Origin of the sequence: Burkholderia thailandensis E264 (assembly GCF_000012365.1) — a bacterium.
GTDB lineage: Bacteria > Pseudomonadota > Gammaproteobacteria > Burkholderiales > Burkholderiaceae > Burkholderia > Burkholderia thailandensis.
Map to the genome: position 1 here is coordinate 2,574,278 of NC_007651.1, position 21,453 is coordinate 2,595,730.

At 70.5% G+C, this 21,453-nt stretch carries 18 protein-coding genes; 11 read left to right on the forward strand and 7 right to left on the reverse strand.

Annotated features, from left to right (window positions below; all coding sequences use genetic code 11):
* Positions 1-44 precede the first annotated feature (44 nt).
* Positions 45-758 (forward strand): hypothetical protein, encoded by a 714-nt coding sequence (locus BTH_RS23850; protein ID WP_227739562.1) that lies wholly within the window; start codon positions 45-47, stop codon positions 756-758.
* Positions 759-852: 94 nt separating this feature from the next.
* On the opposite strand, the gene BTH_RS23855 is transcribed toward BTH_RS23850, so the two are convergent.
* The 3 genes from BTH_RS23855 to BTH_RS23865 are packed head-to-tail and all read right to left on the reverse strand — an operon-like array spanning position 853 to position 6,748.
* Positions 853-2,460 (reverse strand): efflux transporter outer membrane subunit, encoded by a 1,608-nt coding sequence (locus tag BTH_RS23855; protein WP_009890934.1) that lies wholly within the window; start codon positions 2,458-2,460, stop codon positions 853-855.
* Between the two features lie 2 nt (positions 2,461-2,462).
* Positions 2,463-5,636, reverse strand: a complete 3,174-nt coding sequence (locus BTH_RS23860; protein ID WP_009890936.1) for an efflux RND transporter permease subunit — start codon at positions 5,634-5,636, stop codon at positions 2,463-2,465.
* A complete protein-coding gene (locus BTH_RS23865) occupies positions 5,633-6,748 on the reverse strand; it encodes an efflux RND transporter periplasmic adaptor subunit (RefSeq protein WP_009890937.1) in 1,116 nt (371 codons plus the stop codon). Before BTH_RS23865 ends, BTH_RS23860 begins: the two co-directional genes overlap by 4 nt.
* Positions 6,749-6,945: 197 nt before the next feature.
* Between BTH_RS23865 and BTH_RS23870 the strand changes: the two genes are divergently transcribed.
* Complete coding sequence (locus tag BTH_RS23870; protein ID WP_009890939.1) at positions 6,946-7,566, forward strand: TetR/AcrR family transcriptional regulator; 621 nt, start codon at positions 6,946-6,948, stop codon at positions 7,564-7,566.
* A 250-nt stretch (positions 7,567-7,816) separates the two neighbouring features.
* On the opposite strand, the gene BTH_RS23875 is transcribed toward BTH_RS23870, so the two are convergent.
* Positions 7,817-9,556, reverse strand: coding sequence for a ClcB-like voltage-gated chloride channel protein (locus BTH_RS23875; protein ID WP_025369346.1), 1,740 nt, complete (start codon positions 9,554-9,556; stop codon positions 7,817-7,819).
* A 109-nt stretch (positions 9,557-9,665) separates the two neighbouring features.
* The gene (locus tag BTH_RS23880) at positions 9,666-10,736 is read right to left on the reverse strand and encodes a YeiH family protein (protein WP_009890942.1); all 1,071 of its coding nucleotides are present in this window, start codon (positions 10,734-10,736) and stop codon (positions 9,666-9,668) included.
* A gap of 114 nt (positions 10,737-10,850) precedes the next feature.
* Here BTH_RS23880 and BTH_RS23885 point away from each other — a divergent pair, with 114 nt between their 5' ends.
* Positions 10,851-11,756 carry a LysR family transcriptional regulator gene (locus tag BTH_RS23885; protein ID WP_009890944.1) on the forward strand — a complete coding sequence of 302 codons (906 nt, stop codon included), beginning with the start codon at positions 10,851-10,853 and terminating at the stop codon, positions 11,754-11,756.
* A 48-nt stretch (positions 11,757-11,804) separates the two neighbouring features.
* On the opposite strand, the gene BTH_RS23890 is transcribed toward BTH_RS23885, so the two are convergent.
* A complete protein-coding gene (locus BTH_RS23890) occupies positions 11,805-12,161 on the reverse strand; it encodes an SdpI family protein (RefSeq protein ID WP_009890946.1) in 357 nt (118 codons plus the stop codon).
* Between the two features lie 302 nt (positions 12,162-12,463).
* On the opposite strand from BTH_RS23890, the gene BTH_RS23895 reads away from it, so the two are divergent.
* From BTH_RS23895 to BTH_RS23925, 7 genes are all read left to right on the forward strand, one after another.
* On the forward strand, positions 12,464-13,228 hold the full coding sequence (locus BTH_RS23895) for a TIM barrel protein (RefSeq protein ID WP_009890948.1): 765 nt from the start codon (positions 12,464-12,466) through the stop codon (positions 13,226-13,228).
* Positions 13,229-13,314: 86 nt separating this feature from the next.
* On the forward strand, positions 13,315-14,304 hold the full coding sequence (locus tag BTH_RS23900; RefSeq protein WP_009890950.1) for a sugar kinase: 990 nt from the start codon (positions 13,315-13,317) through the stop codon (positions 14,302-14,304).
* A gap of 84 nt (positions 14,305-14,388) precedes the next feature.
* Positions 14,389-15,666, forward strand: a complete 1,278-nt coding sequence (locus tag BTH_RS23905; RefSeq protein ID WP_009890952.1) for an MFS transporter — start codon at positions 14,389-14,391, stop codon at positions 15,664-15,666.
* 4 nt (positions 15,667-15,670) lie between these two features.
* A complete protein-coding gene (locus tag BTH_RS23910; protein ID WP_009890954.1) occupies positions 15,671-16,648 on the forward strand; it encodes a 2-hydroxyacid dehydrogenase in 978 nt (325 codons plus the stop codon).
* 576 nt (positions 16,649-17,224) lie between these two features.
* Positions 17,225-18,268 (forward strand): LacI family DNA-binding transcriptional regulator, encoded by a 1,044-nt coding sequence (locus BTH_RS23915; RefSeq protein ID WP_009890958.1) that lies wholly within the window; start codon positions 17,225-17,227, stop codon positions 18,266-18,268.
* Between the two features lie 57 nt (positions 18,269-18,325).
* Positions 18,326-19,114 carry a YhfC family intramembrane metalloprotease gene (locus tag BTH_RS23920; RefSeq protein ID WP_009890960.1) on the forward strand — a complete coding sequence of 263 codons (789 nt, stop codon included), beginning with the start codon at positions 18,326-18,328 and terminating at the stop codon, positions 19,112-19,114.
* A gap of 14 nt (positions 19,115-19,128) precedes the next feature.
* Entirely contained in the window at positions 19,129-19,491 is a 363-nt protein-coding gene (locus BTH_RS23925; protein ID WP_009890961.1) for a DUF3022 domain-containing protein, read from the forward strand.
* Between the two features lie 199 nt (positions 19,492-19,690).
* Here BTH_RS23925 and BTH_RS23930 read toward each other — a convergent pair whose 3' ends face one another.
* Positions 19,691-20,125 (reverse strand): PGDYG domain-containing protein, encoded by a 435-nt coding sequence (locus BTH_RS23930; protein WP_009890963.1) that lies wholly within the window; start codon positions 20,123-20,125, stop codon positions 19,691-19,693.
* 190 nt (positions 20,126-20,315) lie between these two features.
* Here BTH_RS23930 and BTH_RS23935 point away from each other — a divergent pair, with 190 nt between their 5' ends.
* Entirely contained in the window at positions 20,316-21,362 is a 1,047-nt protein-coding gene (locus BTH_RS23935; protein ID WP_009890965.1) for an extracellular catalytic domain type 2 short-chain-length polyhydroxyalkanoate depolymerase, read from the forward strand.
* Positions 21,363-21,453: the final 91 nt, after the last annotated feature.

The following is a 21,453-nucleotide window of genomic DNA, read 5'->3' on the forward strand; positions in this document are numbered from 1 at the left end:
GCGCGGGCACGGCGGGACGCGCCTGCGTTCGGCGGCGATGGCCGTTGCGATCGTATCGGCGCTGCGGCGTCGGCGCGCTCGCGCTGACGGTCACGGCGGCGATTCACGGGCTCGCATGGCTTGCGCTCGAGCGCCGGCCGCTGTCGGCGCTCGATGTCGCGGTGCCCGATGCGTCGCGGTCGGAGAGACGGGCGCTCATCGTGACGCTGGTTCCGCTATCGGCTTCGGTGCCGTCGCCGTCGCCGTCGCCGTCGCCGTCGCCGTCGGCGCGCTTGCTGCCGCCGACGCAACGCGCGCCGGCGCATCGCGCATCGATGGGCGACGCGCACGCGGCTGCGCGCGAGCACGGGCGTTCGACCTCATCGCGTCGCTCGCCCGCCGTTTCCGTCGAGCCTGAAAAAACGCGCGAGTCGCGAACAGACGGGCAAGCGAGCGCCGAAGCGGGCGATGCACCGCGACCGCCGGCGCGGACGTCGGGCGCGGCGGGCGCCGCCGTCGACTGGCGGGCGGATCTGGACTCGCTGCGGGCGGCCCGGTCGATACGGCACGGACCGGCGGCGGCGATCAGCGCGATGGGCGCGACGGGTGCGTCGCAGGGCATCGCCTCTCCACGGAAAGAAACCGCCGCGTCGACGCTCGAGCGCAACCTGTCGAAGGCGAGTCGCGCCGATTGCCGGCGCGCGTATGCGGGCATGGGCCTGCTCGCGATTCCGTCGCTTGCGGTCGACGCCGTGACGGACGCCGGCTGCAAGTGGTAGGGCTCCGCCGGCGTTGACGATCGCGGCCGCAGCGGATGGGACTGCGAACATGCGCTCGATGCGCGCCGCGCCGGCGGACGGGATCGCAGCGTCGTCAGTGGCTCCGGGCTTCGATCCGGCCCTGCGTCGCGCCGATCGCGTCGCCCTTGCCGAGCGGGTTTGCGTCGCGCGCGCGCGACGCGTCCTTCGCGTGCGCGTCGTCGTCGGTCGGCGTACCCATCGCCTGAAACAGCCGCGCCGTATCGACGAGCCGCGCGCCCGTCGCGCGGATCTCGTCGAGCCGCGCGTTGCGGTACTGCTGCTCGCTCGCGCGCGCGGCCGACGGCGGCAGCGCGCCGAGCCGCACGCGCGCCGCGGTGTCGTCGAACGCGCCGCGCGCGGCGACGGCCGAGCGGTTCGACGCGTCGAGCGCGCTCGCGTCGTTATCGAGCGCGGCGAGCTTGTCGGCGACGTCCTGGAACGCGGCGAGCACCGTCTGCCTGTACTGGTCGACGGCCGCGTCGTAGGTCGCGCGCGCCGCGCGGCGTTGCGCGAGCAGCGCGCCGCCGTGGAAGAGCGGCTGCGTGAGCGATGCGCCGACGCTCCAGATCGCGCCCGCGCCCGACAGCATCGCGGGCCAGTTGAAGCCCGCGTGACCCATCGACGCCGACAGCGACAACTGCGGGAACATCTGCGCGGTCGCGACGCCGACTTCGGACGCGGCCGCCTGCAAGCCGGCTTCGGCCGCGCGAATGTCGGGCCGCGCCTGCAGCAGCGTGGACGGCACGACGACGGGCACGTCCTGCGGCAGTTGCACGTCGGCGAGCGCGAGATCGGCGGGCGCCGCATCGGGCGTGCGGCCGAGCAGCACGGCGAGCGCGTGGCGCGTGGTCTGCCATTGCTGGCGCAGCGCGGGCAGGCTGGCCTCGAGCGCCGCCGCGCTTTGCTGCGCGTTCAGCATGTCGGTGCGCGACGCCGCGCCGAGCCGATGGCGCGCCGCCGCGTCGTTCGCCTGCTCGCGCGCGAGCGCGACCAGCCGCTCGGTCGTCGCGACCCGCTCGGCGAGCGCGGCCGACGTGAGGGCGGCCGTCACGATGTTCGCCGCGAGCGCGCGCCGCGCGGATTCGAGCTGGTACGCGTTCATGTCGACGCGCTTCGAGAGCGCGCGGTTCGCGAAGCGCGCGGCGCCGAACAGGTCGAGCGTGTAGCTCGCCTGCAACTGGCCCGCGAACACGTTGTAGAGCACCGTCTGCGGGCCGAACGCCGGCACGCCGAGCGCGCGCTCGCGCGTCGCCTGGCCGCCCGCGTCGATCGACGGCAGCAGCGAGCTGCCGATCTGCGCGCGCAACTGCTCGCGCGCGGCGGTCAGGTTCTTTTCGGCGGCGGCGAGCGTCGGGCTGTTGCGCAAGCCTTCGTCGACGAGCGCGTCGAGCGCGGGCGACCGGTAGCGCTTCCACCAGTCGGGCACCGGCTGCGCGCCGACGTCGAAGCGCTGCGCGAGCCCTTGCGCGGCGGCCGTGCGCTCGGGCAGCGGCGTCGCGCCGTAATGCGCGGGCGACGGCATCACGGGCGGCGCGTCGCTCGGCGCGAACAGCGAGCAGCCGGCCGTCGCGCCCGCCAGCGCGAGCGCGGCGGCGGTGGCGCTCGCGCGCGGTGCGACGCGCGCGGCGATCGGCAACAGGGCAATCAGCCGTGGCGGCAGCAGGGGGATCGAAACGCGCATGGTCAGGCTCCCGAAGGCGTGGCGGGCGACTCCGGATCGCGCTCGTCCGGCTTCACGCGGAACCACGCGGCATAGAGCGCCGGCAGGAAGAAGAGCGTGAGCACCGTCGCGCTCGTGATGCCGCCCATCAGCGCGGTCGCCATCGGGCCGAAGAAGTTCGAGCGCAACAGCGGAATCAGCGCGAGCACGGCGGCCGCGGCCGTCAGCGTGATCGGCCGGAAGCGGCGCACGGTCGCGCCGACGATCGCGTCGAAGCGGCCATGCCCGGCGGCGATGTCCTGCTCGATCTGGTCGACGAGAATCACCGAGTTGCGCATGATGATCCCGAACATCGCGATCACGCCGAGCATCGCGACGAAGCCGAACGGCTTGCCGAACAGGAGCAGCGTGCCGACGACGCCGATCATTCCGAGCGGCGCGGTCAACACGACCATCAACACGCGCGAGAAGCTCTGCAACTGGATCATCAGGAGCGTCAGCACGGCGATCGCCATCAGCGGCATCTGCGCGTTGATCGACGTCTGGCCCTTCGCGCTTTCCTCGACCGAGCCGCCGATCTCGATCCGGTAGCCGACGGGCAGTTGCGCGCGCAGCGCGTTCAGCTTCGCGTCGATCGCATGCGTGACGTCGATGCCTTGCGCGCCCGCGATGACGTCGGATTGCACGGTGATCGTCGGCTGGCGGTCGCGCTCCCAGACGACGCCGTACTCGAGCGTGTCGTGAAAGCGCCCGAGCGAGCCGAGCGGCACGGGGCCGTTCGGCGTCGGCATCGCGAGGTTCGCGAGATTCGCCGGGTCGACGCGCTGCGCGCGCGGCGCGCGAAGATCGACCGCGATCAGCTTGTCGCGCTCGCGGTACTGCGTGACCGTCGTGCCGGACAGCGTCATCGCGAGGAAGCTCGCGACGTCCTGCGAGCTCACGTTCAGCTCGCGCGCCTTGTGCTGGTCGAGCTCGAAGCGCACCGAGCGCTCGGCGGGCTCGTCCCAGTCGAACTGGACGTTGGTCGCGCGCGTGTCGGCGCGCATCGTCGCCGCGACCTTCTCCGAGATCGCGCGCACGGTCGCGATGCTGTCGCCGCTCACGCGGAACTGCACCGGATAGCCGACGGGCGGGCCGTTCTCGAGCCGCGAGATCCGCGTGCGCGCCGCCGTGAACTGGTCGCGCAGCACGGGCTCGAGCCACGCGGAGAGCTTGTCGCGCTCCTCGACCGACTTCGCGGTGATCACGAACTGCGCGAAGTTCGGCAACTGCAGCTGCTGGTCGAGCGGCAGGTAGAAGCGCGGCGCGCCGGAGCCGACGAAGTTCACCGCGTGGTCGATCTCCGGCCGATTCGCGATCAGCTTCTCGAGGCGCTCGGCCTGCTTGAGCGTCGCGTCGAACGACGCGCCTTCGGGCAGCCGCAGGTCGACGAGCAGCTCGGGGCGATCGGAGCTCGGGAAGAACTGCTGCGGCACGAGCGAGAAGCCCGCGAGCGCGACGACGAACAGCGCGATCGTGATCGCGAGCACGGCGAAGCGCCGCTCGATGCACCACTTGATCCACCCGCGCAGCCGCGTGTAGAAGCGCGTGTCGTAGATGTCGTGGCCATGCTCGTGGTCGTGCGCGGCGTCGGGGGCGTGCGGCGGGCCGGCGGCGGCGTCCTTCGGCGGATGCTTGCGCTCGGGCAGCATGTGGTAGCCGAGCAGGGGGATCAGCACGACCGCCGCGAACCACGACGCGATCAGCGCGATCGCGGACACCTCGAAGATCGAGCGCGTGTATTCGCCCGTGCTCGATTTCGCGAGCGCGATCGGCAGAAAGCCGGACACCGTGACGAGCGTGCCCGTGAGCATCGGAAACGCGGTGCTCGTGTACGCGAACGCGGCCGCGCGCGCGCGGCTGAAGCCCTGCTCGAGCTTCACGGCCATCATCTCGACCGCGATGATCGCATCGTCGACGAGCAGGCCGAGCGCGAGCACGAGCGTGCCGAGCGAGACCTTGTGCAGCCCGATGTCGAACAGATACATGAAGAGCGCGGTGACGGCGAGCACGACGGGGATCGAGATCACGACGACCATCCCGGTGCGCAGGCCGAGCGACACGAGGCTCACGATCAGCACGATCGCGACCGCCTCGGCGACCGCCTCGAGAAAGTCGTCGACCGAGCGCGACACCGCATGCGGCATGCTCGACACTTCGGTGAGCGTGAGGCCCGCCGGCAGTTGCGCCTGCAGCGCCTTCGCGCTCGCGTCGAGCGCCTTGCCGAGCCGGATCACGTCGCCGCCCGGCTGCATCGTGATGCCGATGCCGAGCACCGCGCGGCCCTTCGCGTCCCGGCCGATCGTGCGCATCTGCGTGACGGGCGGATCGTCGTAGCCGCGCTTGATCGTCGCGAGGTCGCCCAGCCGGAACGTGCGGCCGTTCACGCGGATCAGCGTGTCGGCGATCGCGTCGACGCTCTCGTACTGGCCGCTCGGCCGGATGAACACGCGATCGTGCGCGGCCGTGAGCACGCCCGGCGACGACACGTCGTTCTGCGCGTTGATCGCCTGCGCGATCTGCTGCGGGGAGATGCCTAGCCGCGCAAGCCGTGTGTTGTCGATCTCGACGAAGATCCGCTGGTCGGGGTCGCCGAAGTAATCGACTTTCGCGACGCCCGGCACGCGCAGCAGCACGACGCGCAACTGGTCCGCGTAGTCGTGCAGTTGCGCGGGCGAGAAGCCGTCGCCTTCGAGCGTGTAGATGTTCGTGTAGACGTCGCCGAATTCGTCGTTGAAGAACGGGCCCTGGATGCCGGGCGGCAGCGTCATCGAGATGTCGCCGACCTTCTTGCGCACCTGGTACCAGGTTTCCGGCACGTCCTTGACGGGCGCCGAATCCTTCATCGCGAAGAAGAGCAGCGATTCGCCGGGCCGCGAGTAGCTGCGCAGATAGTCGATCGCGGGCATTTCCTGCAGCTTGCGGCCGATCCGGTCGGTGACCTGCTCCTGCACCTGGCGCGCGGTCGCGCCGGGCCAGAACGTGCGGATCACCATCACGCGGAACGTGAACGGCGGGTCTTCCGATTGCGCGAGACGCGAGTAGGCGAGGATGCCGGCGATCGTCGAGAGCGCGATCAGGTAGATGACGAGCGCCTGGTGGCGCAGCGCCCACGCGGACAGGTTGAAGCGTCCGCCTTCTTCTCGGCCTGCCGTCATGACGCGAGGTCCTCCGGATGAAGCGGCGGCACCGCGCGCACCTTCTCGCCCGCGCTCACCGTGTGCACGCCTTGCAGCACGACGCGCTCGCCCGGCTGAATTCCGCCCGACACGGTCACCGTGCGCTCGTTGTAGCGGACGATGTCGACGCGCCGCAGCTCGAGCGTGTCGTCCTGCTTGCGCACGACCCACAGCGCGGGCGCGTTGCCTGCGTGGAAGAGCGCCGTCGACGGCAGCGTGAAGCGCGCCTGCGCGCTCGCGTTGCCCGGCGCGCCCGACGAGAACGCGACGGTCGCGGTCATCCCGAGCCGCACGGCGGAGTCGGGCTGCGCGAGCGTGAGCTTCACGCGGTACGTGCGGCTTTGCGGATCGGCGGCGGGCGCGATCTCGCGCACGCGCGCGTCGAACGCGCGGCCGGGCAGCGCCGGCAGCGTGACGCGCGCCGCATGGCCCGGCACGAGGAGCGGCAGCTCGCTTTCCGGCGCGTCGGTGACGACGTCGACATCACCCGACCACGCGAGCTGATAGACCGGCTGGCCGGCGGACACGTTCTGCCCGGTATCGGCCTGCTCGGCGGTGATGTAGCCCGCATGGTCGGCGACGAGCGTCGCGTACTGCAACTGGTTCTTCGCGAGCGCGAGCTGCTGCTCGGCCTGGTCGCGCTGCGCGCGCGCGGCCGCGTAGGCGTTCTCGGTCTGCTCGAGCTGCGCGGGCGCGATCAGGTTCTCGCGCGCCTGCGCGCGGTCGCGCTCGCGCTGCTGTTGCGCGAACGTCAGCGCGTGCGTCGCGGCGTCGAGCTGCGCCTGCGCGCTCGCCGCGTTCTTCGCGACGTCGGATGTGTCGAGCAGCGCGAGAACCTGGCCTTTCTTCACGGCGTCGCCGAGGCGGACCTTGCGCTCGACGATCTTGCCGGCGATGCGGAACGACAGCGGCGTCGCATAGCGCGGCTGGATCTCGCCGGGCAGCGACACGGCGGCGGCTGCGCCGTCCGCCCGGACCGGCACCGCGACGACGGGGCGCGGCGCGCTCGGCGCGGCTTCCTTGCGGTGACAGGCGGCAACGATGAGCGCGACGCCGATCAGCAGCGCGGCGCGAGAACCGGAACGATTCACGGTGACCCCTCGAACAGGAGAAAACGGAAAAACCGGCAAGCCGGATGCGCTTGCCTGGCGCGGCGCGCGGCAAGAGTCAAAACAATCGGCGCGCACGTTGCGGACTTGCTTACAAAAACTTCGCTGAATTCTAATACAGGGTTGTATCTGGATGCAAAGGTGTTTCGGTTCGCGAGAAGATGCTAGACTTCCCGGCCATGAAGCCGACCCGCCTGACCCGAGAACAAAGCAAGGATTTGACGCGCGAGCGTCTGTTGAGCGCTGCGCACGCGACTTTCACGAAGAAGGGGTACGTGGCGACGAGCGTCGAGGACATCGCGTCCGCGGCGGGCTACACGCGCGGCGCGTTCTATTCGAATTTCCGCAGCAAGGCCGAGCTGCTGCTCGAGCTGCTCAGGCGCGATCACGAAGAGGCGGAAGCGGATATGCAGAAGATCTTCGAGAGCGGCGGCACGCGCGAGCAGATGGAGGCGCACGCGCTCGAATATTACAGCCAGTTCTTCCGCAACAGCCCGGCGTTTCTGCTGTGGGGCGAGGCGAAGCTGCAGGCAACGCGCGACGCGAAGTTCCGTGCGCGCTTCAACGAGTTCGTGAAGGAAAAGCGCGACCGCTTCACGCACTACATCCTGACGTTCGCCGAGCGCGTGGGCACGCCGCTCCTGCTGCCCGCCGACGTGCTCGCGCTCGGGCTGATGAGCCTCTGCGACGGCGTGCAGTCGTACCACGCGGCCGATCCGCGGCACGTGACGGGCGACGCCGCGCAGCAGGTGCTCGCCGGCTTCTTCGCGCGCGTCGTGCTGGGGCGCGCGCCGGACTGACGGCGGGGCGCGTCTTTCCGGCTTGAGCCGGGCGTGCTTTTGCGTTGCTTTCGCCTTGCATGCCGGGCGCGCCGGTCGCCGTCGCGTTGGGCGGGTGCGTTCGAATGCGCCCGTCCGCCTGATTTGTCAGGTCATTTCCGTCGCCCGCAGCGTGCGCTGCCGCCGATCGCGCGGCCGGGCCGATCGCGCTTCGATTCACCGGCGAACCCGTGCGGCGGCGTCCGAGCCTTGGCGGTTCGCGCGCGATCGCTCAGCGTTCGAGATCCATGTTCATCCGACGATATGCGTCGAGCAGCGACGTCTTGTAGACGACGCCCGCGAGCGTCGGATCGTCGTCGCGCGCGACGACGGGCAGGCGCTCGCCCTGGAACTGCATGAAGTGCTCGAGCGCGGTGCTGATCGGCATGTCGGGCGTGAGCAGCGGAAACGGCGTGTGCAGGTAGTTCGCCGCGCTCTTGTGCGTCGTGTCGCGCTTTTCGAGCAGATCGGACGTGATGTCTTTCAGCGCGACCGCGCCGCGAAACCGCCCGGCGTCGTCGGTCACGTACAGGTACTTGACCGGGTATTCGAGAAACACGCGCGTCATGTCGGCGACGCTCGCCGTGAGCGGCACGACGGTCGCGGCCGGCTGGATCAGGTCGCGCATCTGCGCGGTGCGCAGCCGCATCCGCGCTTCGCCGTCGCGGTGGCGGTGCAGCGTGATCTCGTACATCGACGTCTTGCCGAGCGCGCGCGCCGCGAAGTACGCGACGACGCACGACACCATCAGCGGCAGCACGACCTGGTAGCTCAGCGTCATCTCGAAGATCATCAGGATCGCCATCAGCGGCGCCTGCGTCGCGCCCGCGAGGAATGCGCCCATGCCGACCATCGCGTACGCGTACCACGCGGACACGTGCGCGGGCATCAGCGCGTGCAGCGCGATGCCGAACAGCGAGCCCACCACCGCGCCGACGAAGAGCGTCGGCGTGAAGATCCCGCCGACGGCGCCGGAGCCCGCCGTCGCGGCGGTCGCGATCAGCTTGAAGACGAGCACCGCGACGAGCGCCTGCCAGGTCCACGGCGCGTGCAGGATCGCGTTGACGACGCTGTAGCCGTTGCCCCAGACGTCGGGCACCCACACCGAGATCACGCCGACGACGAGGCCGCCCGCGGCGAGGCGCACGGGCAGCGGCGCGTTCAGGCGCCTGAACTGCGCCTTCGACAGGTCGAGCAGGCGCAGGAACTGCGGCGCGGCCGCGCCGCACAAGAGGCCCAGCGCGACGAAGAACAGCACTTCCCAGCCGGCGACGGCCGGAAACACCGGCATCTGATACGGCGGCTTGTACCCGGCGAACTCGCGCATCACGATGTTCGCGACGACCGACGCGACGACGACGGGCCCGAAGCTCTCCATCGCGATCGAGCCGAGCACGATCTCGCAGACGAAGAACGCGCCCGCGATCGGCGCGTTGTACGCGGACGTGATCCCCGCCGCCGCGCCGCACGCGACGAGCAGGCGCAGCCGCGGCGGATCGAAGTGCGCGAAGCGGCCGACGAGCGACGCGGCGAGCGCCGCGAGCTGCACCATCGGGCCTTCGCGGCCGATCGAGCCGCCGCTGCCGATCGTGAGCAGCGACGACGCGCTGCGCCAGAGGCTCTGCCGCACCGGCACGACGCCGTCGCCGAGCGCGACGGCTTCCATGTAGTCGGTCTTGCTTTCCTTGCGCACGCCGCGCTGCGCGATGAGCAGCACGCAGCCCGCGAGGAAGCCGCCCGCGGCGGGCAGCCAGAACCGCACCTGCCACGGCAGGCGCTTCGCCATTTCGGTGAAGCTGCCGCTCGTGCCGGAAATCGCGCGCTGGATCAGCTCGATGCCTTCGCGAAACGCGACCGTCGCGAGCGCGCCGCCGATGCCGACGATCACCGACCACACGAGCATCGTATGCGCGTCGGACAGCCGGAACAGGGTTTGTGCGCGAGTGCGCAGCTTGAGCAGGAACGAGAGCACGACGGACGAGGTTCGGCGGATGAAATCGAGCGGAAGAATAGCATCGCGCCGCGTGCGCGGGGCAAACCCGGCGAACGCGGCGCGGCGGCGCGACGAGGCGCGCGGCGGTTCAGCCAAGCCAGCGCTGCGTCGCATAGACGATCGCATAGCCGCCGAAGACGAGCCACGCGTACAGGATGAGGCCCGTCATCAGCGCGCGGGGGCCGGCCGCGCGGATTTGCGACATCCGCGTCTCGATGCCGAGCGCCGTCATCGCCATCGTCAGCGCGAACGTGTCGAGCGCGTTGAGCGTGCCGATCGCGGCGGCGGGCAGCATCTGCAGCGAATTCACGATGACGAAGCCGAGGAAGCCGAGCGCGAACCACGGCACCGCGAGCTTGCGCGGCGCGCCGTGGCCCGTTGCAGCCGCTCGGCGCGCCGAGCGGGCGAGCCACGCGCCGAGCACGAGCAGCACCGGCACGAGCAGCATCACGCGGGTCATCTTGACGATCGTCGCGACGCGCGTGACTTCCGGGCCGACGTCGCTCGCCGCGCCCACCACCTGCGCGACCTCGTGAATCGTGCCGCCGAAGAACAGGCCGAGGCCCGTCGCATCGAGGTGTAGCCAGCCGGCGCGGTACGCGAGCGGGTACGCGAACATCGACAGCGTGCCGAACAGCACGACGCTGCCGACCGCCATCGCGCTCTGGTGCGGCTTCGAGCGCAGCGTCGATTCGAACGCGAGCACCGCGGCCGCGCCGCAGATCGCGCTGCCCGCGGCGCTCAGCAGCGCGGTGTCGCGGTCGAGCTTCATCAGCTTCATGCCGGCCCAGGTGCCGACGGCGAGCGTGCTCGTGACGACGAGCGCCGACACCGTGAGCCCCGGCACGCCGACCTGCGCGATTTCCTGCAGGCTCACGCGCAGCCCGAAGAACGCCACCGCGATGCGCAGCAGCTTGCGCGCGGAGAAATCGATGCCGGCCGCCCAGCTCGCGGGCATGCCTTCGCGCAGCAGGTTGCCGTACAGCGCGCCCGCGACGATGCCGACGATGAGCGGGCTCAGGCCGAGATGCGCGACGGCGGGCAACTGCGCGACGCTCGTGACGGCGAGCGCGAAGAGACCGACGAACAGGATGCCGTTGAGCCGCCCCCGCATTGAGGGCGCGGCGGCGCTGAGCTGGGGTGAGGTGAGCGTGGACATGGCTTCGTTCGTTTCGTTTTCCGGGTGGACGGGCCTAATCCTAAATTGGATATATCGATATGAAAAATCGTAATTAGTGGCGTAATATATCCGGAAATCCGATATTTTAGACCGATGACCCCAGACCAACTGATAACTTTCGCTGCCGTCGCCGAGCATCGGAACATCAGCCGCGCGGCGCTCGCGCTGCATCTGTCGCAGCCCGCGGTGTCCGGCCAGCTGCGCCAGCTGCAGGACGAGTTCGGCGAGCCGCTGTACCAGCGCGACGGGCGCGGCGTGCGCCTCACGCCGGTCGGCGAGGCGCTCGCGCGCCATGCGGCGCAACTGCGCGACACGTTCGCGCAGGCGCGCGCATACCGCGACGCGGTGCGCGGGCTCGAGCGCGGCACGCTGCGGATCGGCGCGAGCACGACGCCCGCGAGCTACCTGCTGCCGTATCTGCTCGCTGCGTTCCAGCCGCTCGCGCCGGACGTCGTGATCCAGACGATGAGTGGCAACACGTCGGACGTCGTCGCGTCGCTCGCGTCGCTCGACGTCGCGCTGATCGAGGGGCCGGCCGGCGACGCGCTGCCGGCCGGCACGACGGTGCACGAATGGCACGAGGACGAGATCGTCGCGATCGTGCCGGCGTCGCATCCGCTCGCCGCCGCGCGCGGCGCGCCGGGCCGTGCGCGCGCGACGCTCGCCGCGCTCGCCGCATACCCGCTCGTGCTGCGCGAGGCGGGCTCCGGCGTGCGCCAGCTCGTCGAGCGCGCGTTCGCGCGCGCCGCGACGCCGCTTGCGGTCGCGTTCGAGATCGCGGGCGTCGAGGCGGTGAAGGAGGCGGTGCGCGCGGGCATGGGCGTCGGTTTCGTGTCCGCGATGTCGCTTCGGCATGACGACGCGGCGCTCGCGATGGTGTCGATCGCCCCCGAGCCGCTCACGCGCCATTTCTCGATTCTCGTGCCGCACGGCGCGACGCCGTCGCGCGTCACGACGCGCTTTCTCGAGCTGTGCATCGCGCAGGCCGAATCGGCTTGACGGGTAGCGCGACGGCGGCGGGCGGACGGGCGTCCGGCTGTTCGCGGACTATCGGCGGCGGCCGTCGCCCGGATGGCCGCCCGGCGCTTCCGGCGCGATGAAGCAAAGGGCGGCCGGCACCGCGATTTCGGCGACGAATCCGGCGAGCAGCGCCGCATCGGGCACCCGCACGCCGCGCAGCCGGCAGTACCCGTACGTGACGACGAAGGCGGCGCTCGTGAACATCAGCGCGATGCCGAAGATCCGGTTGCGCCGGTACCAGAGCGCGGCGTCCCGAAGCGTCGCGTGCGTCCTGACGCCGTAGAAGCGATTGGGCGCGATCCGTCGGGCCGCGAGCGGGGCGGCGAGCACGAAGAAAAGCGCGCTTGCCAGCAGGTACGAGACGGTTTCCGGACGATCGAGCATGCGGACTGCTCCGAATGGGGCGAACCGGTAAGCCAAACACCGTGGCGGCGCGCGAACCGGCGCGGCACGGAATTCGCGCCGGCTTCCCCGCGCGAGCGGCGCGGCGGGCCGACACGGGCCATTTTGCGCCGGAGGCATACCGTTTGCGCGCGGTCGACCCCGAAGGTTCGTCAGCCGTGCCTAGGGATTTCCTCTATGGTTCGCTTCAGGCGCTCGGCGCACCATTCGTCCATTACGTGATGGAACCGGTTCCAACAGCCGTTTTCCGACACATTCGACCAACGAGGAGGGGGCAAGCAGGCATGGTCGACATCGTGATCGTCGCGAGCGCGTTCGGGCCGGAGGCAGTGCGCCGCGCGGGCCATCGCGCATTCGTCGCCGCGGCGGCCGGCGCGGGCGCCGCCGGTTTCGAGGTGCGCAGCGAGCTGTTCGCGTCGGACGACGACGCGGCCGCGCCCGCGCTGGCTGAACTCGGCCGCGCGATCGCCGCGGCCGGGCTGTGGTCGGTGTATTCGACGCCCGCGACGCTCTATGCGGACGACGGCGGCTTGCACCACGACGCGCTTGCCGCGGCGCTCGCGCAAGCCGACGCGCTCGGCGCGCGCTTCGTCAAGTTCCAGCTGGGCGGCTTCGCTGCGAATCCGCGCGCGGCCGAACTCGCGGACGCGACGCGCGGCGCGCGCGCCCGCGTGCTGGTCGAGAACGGTCAGCTGTGGCGGGGCGGCGCGCTCGCGCAATTCACGGCGCTGTTCGCCGCGTTGCGCGACGCAAGCTGCCCGGCGCTCGTCGGCATGACGTTCGACATCGGCAACTGGCTGTGGGCGGGCGAGGCGCCGCTTGCGGCGGCGCGCGCGCTCACCGCGCACGTCGAGTACATCCATTGCAAGGCGGTCGACGGCGATGGCGCGCGGCGCCTCGCGATCGCGCCGCCGCCCGGCGACCGCTTCTGCGACGACACGCTCGCGCTGCTGCCGCGCGCCGCGCCGCGCGGGATCGAATTTCCGCTCGATGCGGCGCGCGTGGCCGACGACGCGTCGGCGCGCGTCGCGTGGCTCGCGGCCGCATGAAACCCACCCGCCGGCGCCCGGCTCGGCTAAGCTCGACGCTTGCCGCCCCGACGCCCAGCCCTTGATCGAAGGAGTCAGCCCACACCATGCAAGTCCCGCTCGACGTCGTTACCTATGGCGAAGCAATGGCGATGTTCGTCGCCGCCGAACCCGGCCCGCTCGACTGCGCGACGCAATTCATGAAGCGCATCGCGGGCGCCGACCTGAACGTCGCGATCGGCCTGGCGCGCCTCGGTTTCCGGGTCGGCTGGGTGAGCCGCGTCGGCGCCGATTCGTTCGGCCGCTACGTGCTCGACACGCTCGCGCGCGAACGTGTCGACGCATCGTGCGTGACGGTCGACGCGCGCTATCCGACGGGCTTCCAGCTGAAGTCGCGCGCGACCGGCGGCGCGGACCCGGCCGTCGAGTATTTCCGCAAGGGCTCGGCCGCGAGCCGCCTGTCGCTCGACGACTACGCGCCCGATTACGTGCTCGGCGCGCGCCATCTGCACCTGACGGGCGTCGCGCCCGCGCTGTCCGATTCGTCGCGCGAGCTCGCGTTCCATCTCGCGCGCGAGATGCGCGCGGCGGGCAAGACGGTGTCGTTCGACCCGAACCTGCGGCCGACGCTGTGGCCGTCGCCGGAAGCGATGGCGCGCGCGCTGAACGCGCTCGCCGAGCACGCGGACTGGGTGCTGCCCGGGCTCGGCGAAGGGCGGCAACTGACGGGCCTGGATACGCCCGCCGACATCGCGCGCTTCTACCTCGGGCAGGGTGCGCGCGGCGTGATCGTCAAGCTCGGCGCGGCGGGCGCGTACTTTCGCACGGCCGACGGCCGCGAGGGCACGGTCGCGGCCGAGCGCGTCGAGCACGTCGTCGACACGGTCGGCGCGGGCGACGGCTTCGCGGTCGGCGCGGTGAGCGCGCTGCTCGAAGGCCGTGCGATCGACGACGCGGTGGCGCGCGGCAACCGGATCGGCGCGCTCGCGATCCAGGTGATCGGCGACTCGGAAGGACTGCCGACGCGCGCGGCACTCGATCGAATCGAAAATCTGAGCAATGCGCGCGATCGCCTAGAGGCGCCGCTCGCGCGATAAACCGCCTGTCCCGACGCAGGACGGGCACAATCGCGGCGAATCCCGCGTTTCATACGGCGCCGCTCGACACAGGAGACACACATCATGTCCGCAACGCTTGCGATTCGCCGCTGGTGGACGATCATGCCGATCGTCTTCATCACGTACAGCCTCGCGTACCTCGATCGCGCGAACTACGGCTTCGCCGCCGCGGCCGGGATCAATCAGGACCTCGGCATCAGCAAGGGGTTGTCGTCGCTGATCGGCGCGCTGTTCTTCCTCGGCTACTTCTTCTTCCAGATTCCGGGCGCGATCTATGCGGAGCGGCGCAGCGTGAAGACGCTCGTGTTCTGGAGCCTCGTGCTGTGGGGCGCGTGCGCGTCGCTCACGGGCATCGTCAGCAACATCCCGTCGCTGATGGCGATCCGCTTCCTGCTCGGCGTCGTCGAGGCGGCCGTGATGCCCGCGATGCTGATCTTCATCAGCAACTGGTTCACGAAGCGCGAGCGCTCGCGCGCGAATACGTTCCTCATTCTCGGCAATCCGGTCACGGTGCTGTGGATGTCGGTCGTCTCCGGCTATCTCGTCCACGAGTTCGGCTGGCGCCACATGTTCGTCGCCGAAGGGCTGCCCGCGATCGTCTGGGCGGTGTGCTGGTGGTTCCTCGTGCAGGACAAGCCCGCGCAGGCGAAGTGGCTCACCGAATCGGACAAGCGCGATCTCGACGCCGCGCTCGCGGCCGAGCAGGCGGCGCTCAAGCCGGTGCGCAACTATCGCGACGCGTTTCGCTCGCCCGCCGTCGTCAAGCTCTGCGCGCAGTACTTCTGCTGGAGCATCGGCGTGTACGGCTTCGTGCTGTGGCTGCCGTCGATCGTGAAGAACGGCTCGGCGCTCGGCATGGTCGAAACGGGGTGGCTGTCCGCGCTGCCGTATCTCGCCGCGACGATCGCGATGCTCGCCGCGTCGTGGGCGTCCGACAGGCTCGGCTCGCGCAAGGGTTTCGTGTGGCCGTTCCTGCTGATCGGCGCCGCCGCGTTCGCCGCGTCGTATGCGCTCGGCTCGACGCATTTCTGGCTGTCGTACGCGCTGCTCGTCGTCGCGGGCGCGGCGATGTACGCGCCGTACGGGCCGTTCTTCGCGATCGTGCCGGAGCTCCTGCCGAAGAACGTCTCGGGCGGCGCGATGGCGCTCATCAACAGCATGGGCGCGCTCGGCTCGTTCGTCGGCTCGTACGTCGTCGGCTATCTGAACGGCGCGACGGGCTCGCCCGCCGCGTCCTACGCGTTCATGAGCGCCGCGCTCGTCGCGGCCGTCGTGCTCACGCTGTCGGTGAAGCAGGCGGGCGCGACGCCGACGCTCGCCCATCCGTTGCAAGGAAAGTGAATACATGAAGCATCGCATCGTCGTCTACAAGCCGCTTCCCGGCGACGTGCTCGCGACCCTGCGCGAGCGCGCCGACGTCGTGCTCGTCGAGGGCGCCGACGCGCTCGCGCGCGCGCTGCCCGACGCCGACGGCGCGCTCGGCGCGAGCCTGAAGATCACGCCCGAGCTGCTCGATCTCGCGCCTCGGCTGCGCGCGTGGTCGACGATCTCGGTGGGCTTCGACAACTTCGACGTCGCCGATCTGACGCGCCGCGGGATCGTGCTCGCGCACACGCCGGACGTGCTGACCGAGGCGACCGCCGACACCGTGTTCGCGCTGATTCTCGCGAGCGCGCGGCGCGTCGTCGAGCTCGCCGAGTTCGTGAAGGCGGGGCAGTGGCGGCAGAGTATCGGCGAGTCGCTCTACGGCACCGACGTGAACGGCAAGACGCTCGGCATCGTCGGGCTCGGGCGCATCGGCGCCGCGGTCGCGCGCCGCGCGGCGCTCGGCTTCCGGATGCCGGTGCTCTACACGAACCGCAGCGCGAACCTGGAGGCGCAGGCGCAGTTCGGCGCGCGCCGCGTCGAGCTCGACGAATTGCTCGCCGAGTCCGACTTCGTGTGCGTGCAAGTGCCGCTTTCGCCGCAAACACGGCATCTGATCGGCGCGCGCGAGCTCGGGAAGATGAAGCGCGGCGCGATCCTCGTGAACGCGTCGCGCGGGCCCGTCGTCGACGAGTCGGCGCTGATCGACGCACTGCGCGCGGGAACGATTCGTGCGGCGGGTCTCGACGTGTTCGAGCGCGAACCGCTCGCCGTCGATTCGCCGTTGCTGTCGATGAACAACGTCGTCGCGCTGCCGCATATCGGCTCGGCGACGCACGAAACGCGCCGTGCGATGGCGCGCTGCGCGGCCGAAAACGTGATCGCGGCGCTCGACGGCACGCTTGCGTGCAATATCGTCAATCGCGACGTGCTGCGGCGCGCGCCGTCGGCGCCTTGAGCGCCGAGCCGATCGCGCGCGGCGGGTTTGCCGCGCGCGCGGGCGGCGCATCGGGGCGGCGGCGCGCTCGCGTGGCGGGCTTTCGCGCGTGTTGCTCGCGCGCGAGGAGCATGCCGCATCGCGCGACGCATGGCGAGCGCGGGCGCGATGTCGGATATGGCTTATTGCTTCGCGTCCCGATTCGGCGGCCGAATCGTCAGCAGTCCGACAGCTTGCGAGCGGGGCGGCGGGGGCGGGGTTCGAGGCGGAGGATGCGACGATGATGCGCGACGCAGCGCGCTTTCCATCGATGGATGCCGCATGCGCACGGCAGCGCGGCGCGGCGGCGCGACGCGCCCCCGCGCCGCGTCCCTCCACGCTAGAGGAGGCCATCTTGGTACGGCCCGATCGCCTGCGTTATGATCGCCCGCTAATCGCCGCTCAGCCGTCGCGGCAAGATGGGCGCTCGGGCGCCGTCCTTAGCTTTGCCGGGCCGGAATCGGCCGACAGGAGACATCGTCAGTTGGCCTTTTCATCCAACAACAATGACCCGCCCGTTCACGAGGCGGCGCGGGCCGCTCGTCACGAGGCGCCACAGTGAGCGATCCACGAACTCAGCCGTCGCGTCCCGCGACGATCAGCGACGTCGCCCGCGAGGCGGGCACCGGCAAGACCAGCGTCTCGCGCTACCTGAACGGCGAAACGAACGTGCTGTCCGCCGACCTGCGCCAGCGCATCGAAGACGCGATCGCGCGCCTGAACTACCGTCCGAACCAGATGGCGCGCGGCCTCAAACGCGGCCGCAACCGCCTGCTCGGCCTGCTCGCCGCTGACCTGACGAATCCCTACACGGTCGAAGTGCTGCGCGGCGTCGAGGCCGCGTGCCACGCGCTCGGCTACATGCCGCTCATCTGCCACGCGGCGAACGAGCTCGAGATGGAGCGCCGCTATCTGCAGTTGCTCACGACCTATCGCGTCGAAGGCATGATCGTCAACGCGCTCGGCGCCGACGAGAACGCGCTGAGATCGCTGCGCGGCGGCGGCATTCCGACCGTGCTCGTCGATCGCAGCGTCGAGGGCTTCGAGGCCGACATGATCGGCCTCGACAACGCGGCCGCGATCGCCACGGGCTTGCAGCATCTGTTCGCGCAGGGCTTCCAGTCGCTTCATTTCGTCGTGCAGCCGTTCGAGCACGTGAGCTCGCGGCGGCTGCGCGAGGCCGCGTTCCGTGCGCAGGTCGCGGCCTCCGGGCGCGCCGTGCATCCGACGATCGTGCTCGAGCCGAGCGATCCGGCATCCGTGCAGCACGCGCTCGCCGAGCTCGATGCGCGCATCGACGCGGCCGCGGGCGAGCCCATGCGGCCCGCGATCTTCGCGGCGAACGCACCCGTCGCGCTCGCGATCGCGCGGCACCTGCACGCGCGGTACGGCGATGCATGGCAAAAGCGCGCCGCGCTGATCGCGATCGACGATCCCGACTGGGCGGAACTGATCGGCGTGACGACGATCCGCCAGCCGACTTACGACATCGGCTATCGCGCGGTCGAGTTCGTCCACGAGCGGATCGACGGCGGCACGGGCGACATCCACGAGGCGCTGCTGCCGGGCGAGCTGCGCGTGCGCGCGTCGACCGCGAGCTGAGTTGAGTATCATTCGGGGCACGCATCGCACCGGTGCGCGTTTCGAACAAGGATTGTCATGACCGTTGCTCCCGTCACGCTGGCGGCGCTCGTCATCGCCACGCTCGTCGTGGCGTTGCTGCCGATCGGCCTCTATCGATTCCTCCGCAAGCCGATGGCACTCGACCGGCGCGACGCGATCATCGGCGTCGTCGTCTACACGGTGTTCGCGACGCTGCTCGAACGAGGTCTCTACGCGCTGCTGCTGAGCCAGCCGTCGGCCGTCACGTGGCTGTCGAAGCCCGTCGCGTTCGCGGTGTTCGGCACCGTGGTCGCCGCGCTGTTCGAGGAGGTCGGCCGCTATCTCGGGCTGCGCTTTCTCGCGAAACGCTACGGCCCGTCGGACGGCGATGCGCGCGGCCTCGCGAACGGCATCGGTCACGGCGGCGCGCAGGCGTGGTTCGTCGGTGTCGTCGTGCTCGCGCAATGGGTCTATCTCGCGTGGCTCGCGAATCGCGGCGAGCTGAACGCCCAACTGCAGACGATGCCCGCCGATCTCGCACTGCGCATCCAGGTGATGCTCGCGACGATGTCGCCGGTGTCGGTTGCGGTGTCGGCGCTCGAGCGCGTCGCCGCGTTCGTCGTGCAGATCGCGCTGTCCGTGCTGATGTGGCGGGGCATCCGCGCGAACAGGCGCTGGACCCTGCCCGCGATGATCGTGCTGCATCCCGTCATCGATCTGCCGTCGATCGTCTACAACGGCGGCGGCGTGCCGTTCGAATGGATGGTCGCGCTGTATCTGCTGCTCACGGCGGGTTTCGCCGGCGCGCTGATGAAACTGTGCCGGCCCGCGCGCGCCGCACGCTGAACCGTACCGCGACGATGGACGATTATCAATACGACTGCGCGAGCGCCGAATTCGGCGAGCTCGCGCGCGTGATCTGCGATCTCTTTCCCGAGCAGACGCGCTTTTCCGAGCGCGCCGACGAAGCGGGGCGCTTCCTTTCCGTGCACTGGCTCGCGATGCGCTTCGGCGCGACGCCGCGCAAGACGACGCTCGACGTGCGCTTCGCGGGCGCCGCGCTGCGGCGTTATCTCGCGCTCAAGCCGATGCAGCGCGCGCGCAGCCATGCGGTGCTGCGCGCTTACGTGGAGGCGACGCTCGGCTCGCTCGAGGAGCGGCACGCGGCGGGCGAGGCGGTGCCGCGCGAGACGACGCTCGAGCTCGGCGACGAGTTCGCGTGACGGGCGCTGGGCGCGCGCCGTCGCGCCGTCTTGCCCAATGCCGGTCGCGATGAAAGAAGCCCGCCGTCTCGGTCTGTCGAGCGGCGGGCTTGGTGTTTGTCGCGGGGCGCGGATCTTTCTCGCATGCGGCGGCGCTTGAACGCGTTCAAGCGCGCGTGCGCAGCCGGGTGCGGCGGAATCGTCGCGAATGCGCGATGGGTCAGCCCGCTTCGCGATACACCTGAGCGAAGCGCTTCGCCTGCACGACGCCGTAATCGCCCGGCGCGTATTGCATCACCCAGTCGCCCGCGTCGCCGCGCAGCGTGTCGCCGCCCGCCGAGCGCGCGATCGAGAACGGCACGTCCATTCGCTTCGCGAGCACGACGGCCGGGCGGTTGCGGTATGCGCCCGGCGCGCCGTGCGCGACGCCCGCCGCCGCGGGCGCGTATTTCGCGTCGAAGCGCTCGCGCGACACCACCCAGCGGTCGCCCGTCGAACCGGTGACGAGCGCGTCGCCCGTCGCATAGCGGTTCGGGCCTTCGAGGCTCGTCAGTTCGCCCGGCTGCGCGGCGAACTCGACCTGAACCGTCTCGTCCTTGACGACGCGCAGCGCGTCCGGATCGTTGCTCAGGTCGACGTTTTTCAGTTCGATCATGTCGATTTTGTCAATAAAAGCACATCACTTTAGCGCGAATCCAGACTCGCGTGAACGCCGACCTTGCGGGCGACGGGCGTTCAGACAAAGATAAAGTGATCGCGTCTCGATTTGCCGTCCGACTGTGTCGACCAGTCCGGGCGACGCCGGCCATGCCCGACGTCGCCCGGCGCAGACCAAGGGGAAAGCCATGCAGATGCGCCACGCCGCCGCGCGCGCGATGCTCGCCGCCGCGCGCGCGATGCTCGCCGCCGCGCTTACGATCACGCTCGCCGCCGCGCCCGCGAGCGCGCCTGCCTCGCCGCCGTTGCCCGCGCTGCGCGCGGACGCGAATCGCGTATCGGTGTCCGGTTTGTCGTCGGGCGCGTACATGGCGCTCCAGTATCAGGTCGCGTATTCGGCGTCGGTGATCGGCGTCGGCGTGATCGCGGGCGGCCCGTATTACTGCGCGGCGGGCAGCCTCGCGAACACCGACCTCTGCCGAGGGCTCGTGCCCAACATGGTGCCGGATTCGGGACGGCTGGTGGGCGCGGCGCAGGGCTTCGCCGCGCGCGGGCAGATCGATCCGCTCGCGAACCTGCAGCGCGCGAAGGTCTATCTGTTCAGCGGCACGAAAGACACGGTCGTCCGTCAGTCGGCCGTCGATGCGGCATGGTCGTTCTTCTGGCTCGCCGGCGTGCCCGTGTCGAGCATCGTCTACGTCGCCGACATTCCGGCCGGCCACGCGTTCGTCACGCCGTCCGCGGGCAACGCGTGCGACGCGAACGCCGCGCCGTACATCAGCCATTGCACGGTCGGGCAATCGGGCTATGACCAGGCGGGCGCGCTGCTCGAGGCGATTTACGGGCCGCTCTCGCCGCCCGCGGCGAAGCCGGCGGGACGTGCGATCGCATTCGACCAGCGCGAGTTCGCGCCCGCGTCGAGCGGGCTCGCGGCGGACGGATATGCATACGTGCCGCGCGCATGCGACGCGAACGCCGGCTGCAAGGTTCATGTCGTGTTTCACGGCTGCCTGCAGTCGGCCGCCGTCGTGCGCGACATGACGACGTACGACAACTGGGCCGACGCGAACGGCATCGTCGTGCTGTATCCGCAGGTTGCGAAGACCACCACGCCAAACGATCCGCAGGGATGCTGGGACTGGTTCGCGTACACCGGACAGAACTACGCATGGAAGTCGGGCGCGCAGATGCGCGCGGTGCGGGCGATGATCGAGCGGGTCACGTCCGCGCCGTGACTGACGGGCACGACACGCCCGCCGGGCGGGATGCCTGGCGCGAGCGGGCGCGCGCATCGCCGGGTGGGCGACTGGCCGGCGCGGGGCGTGT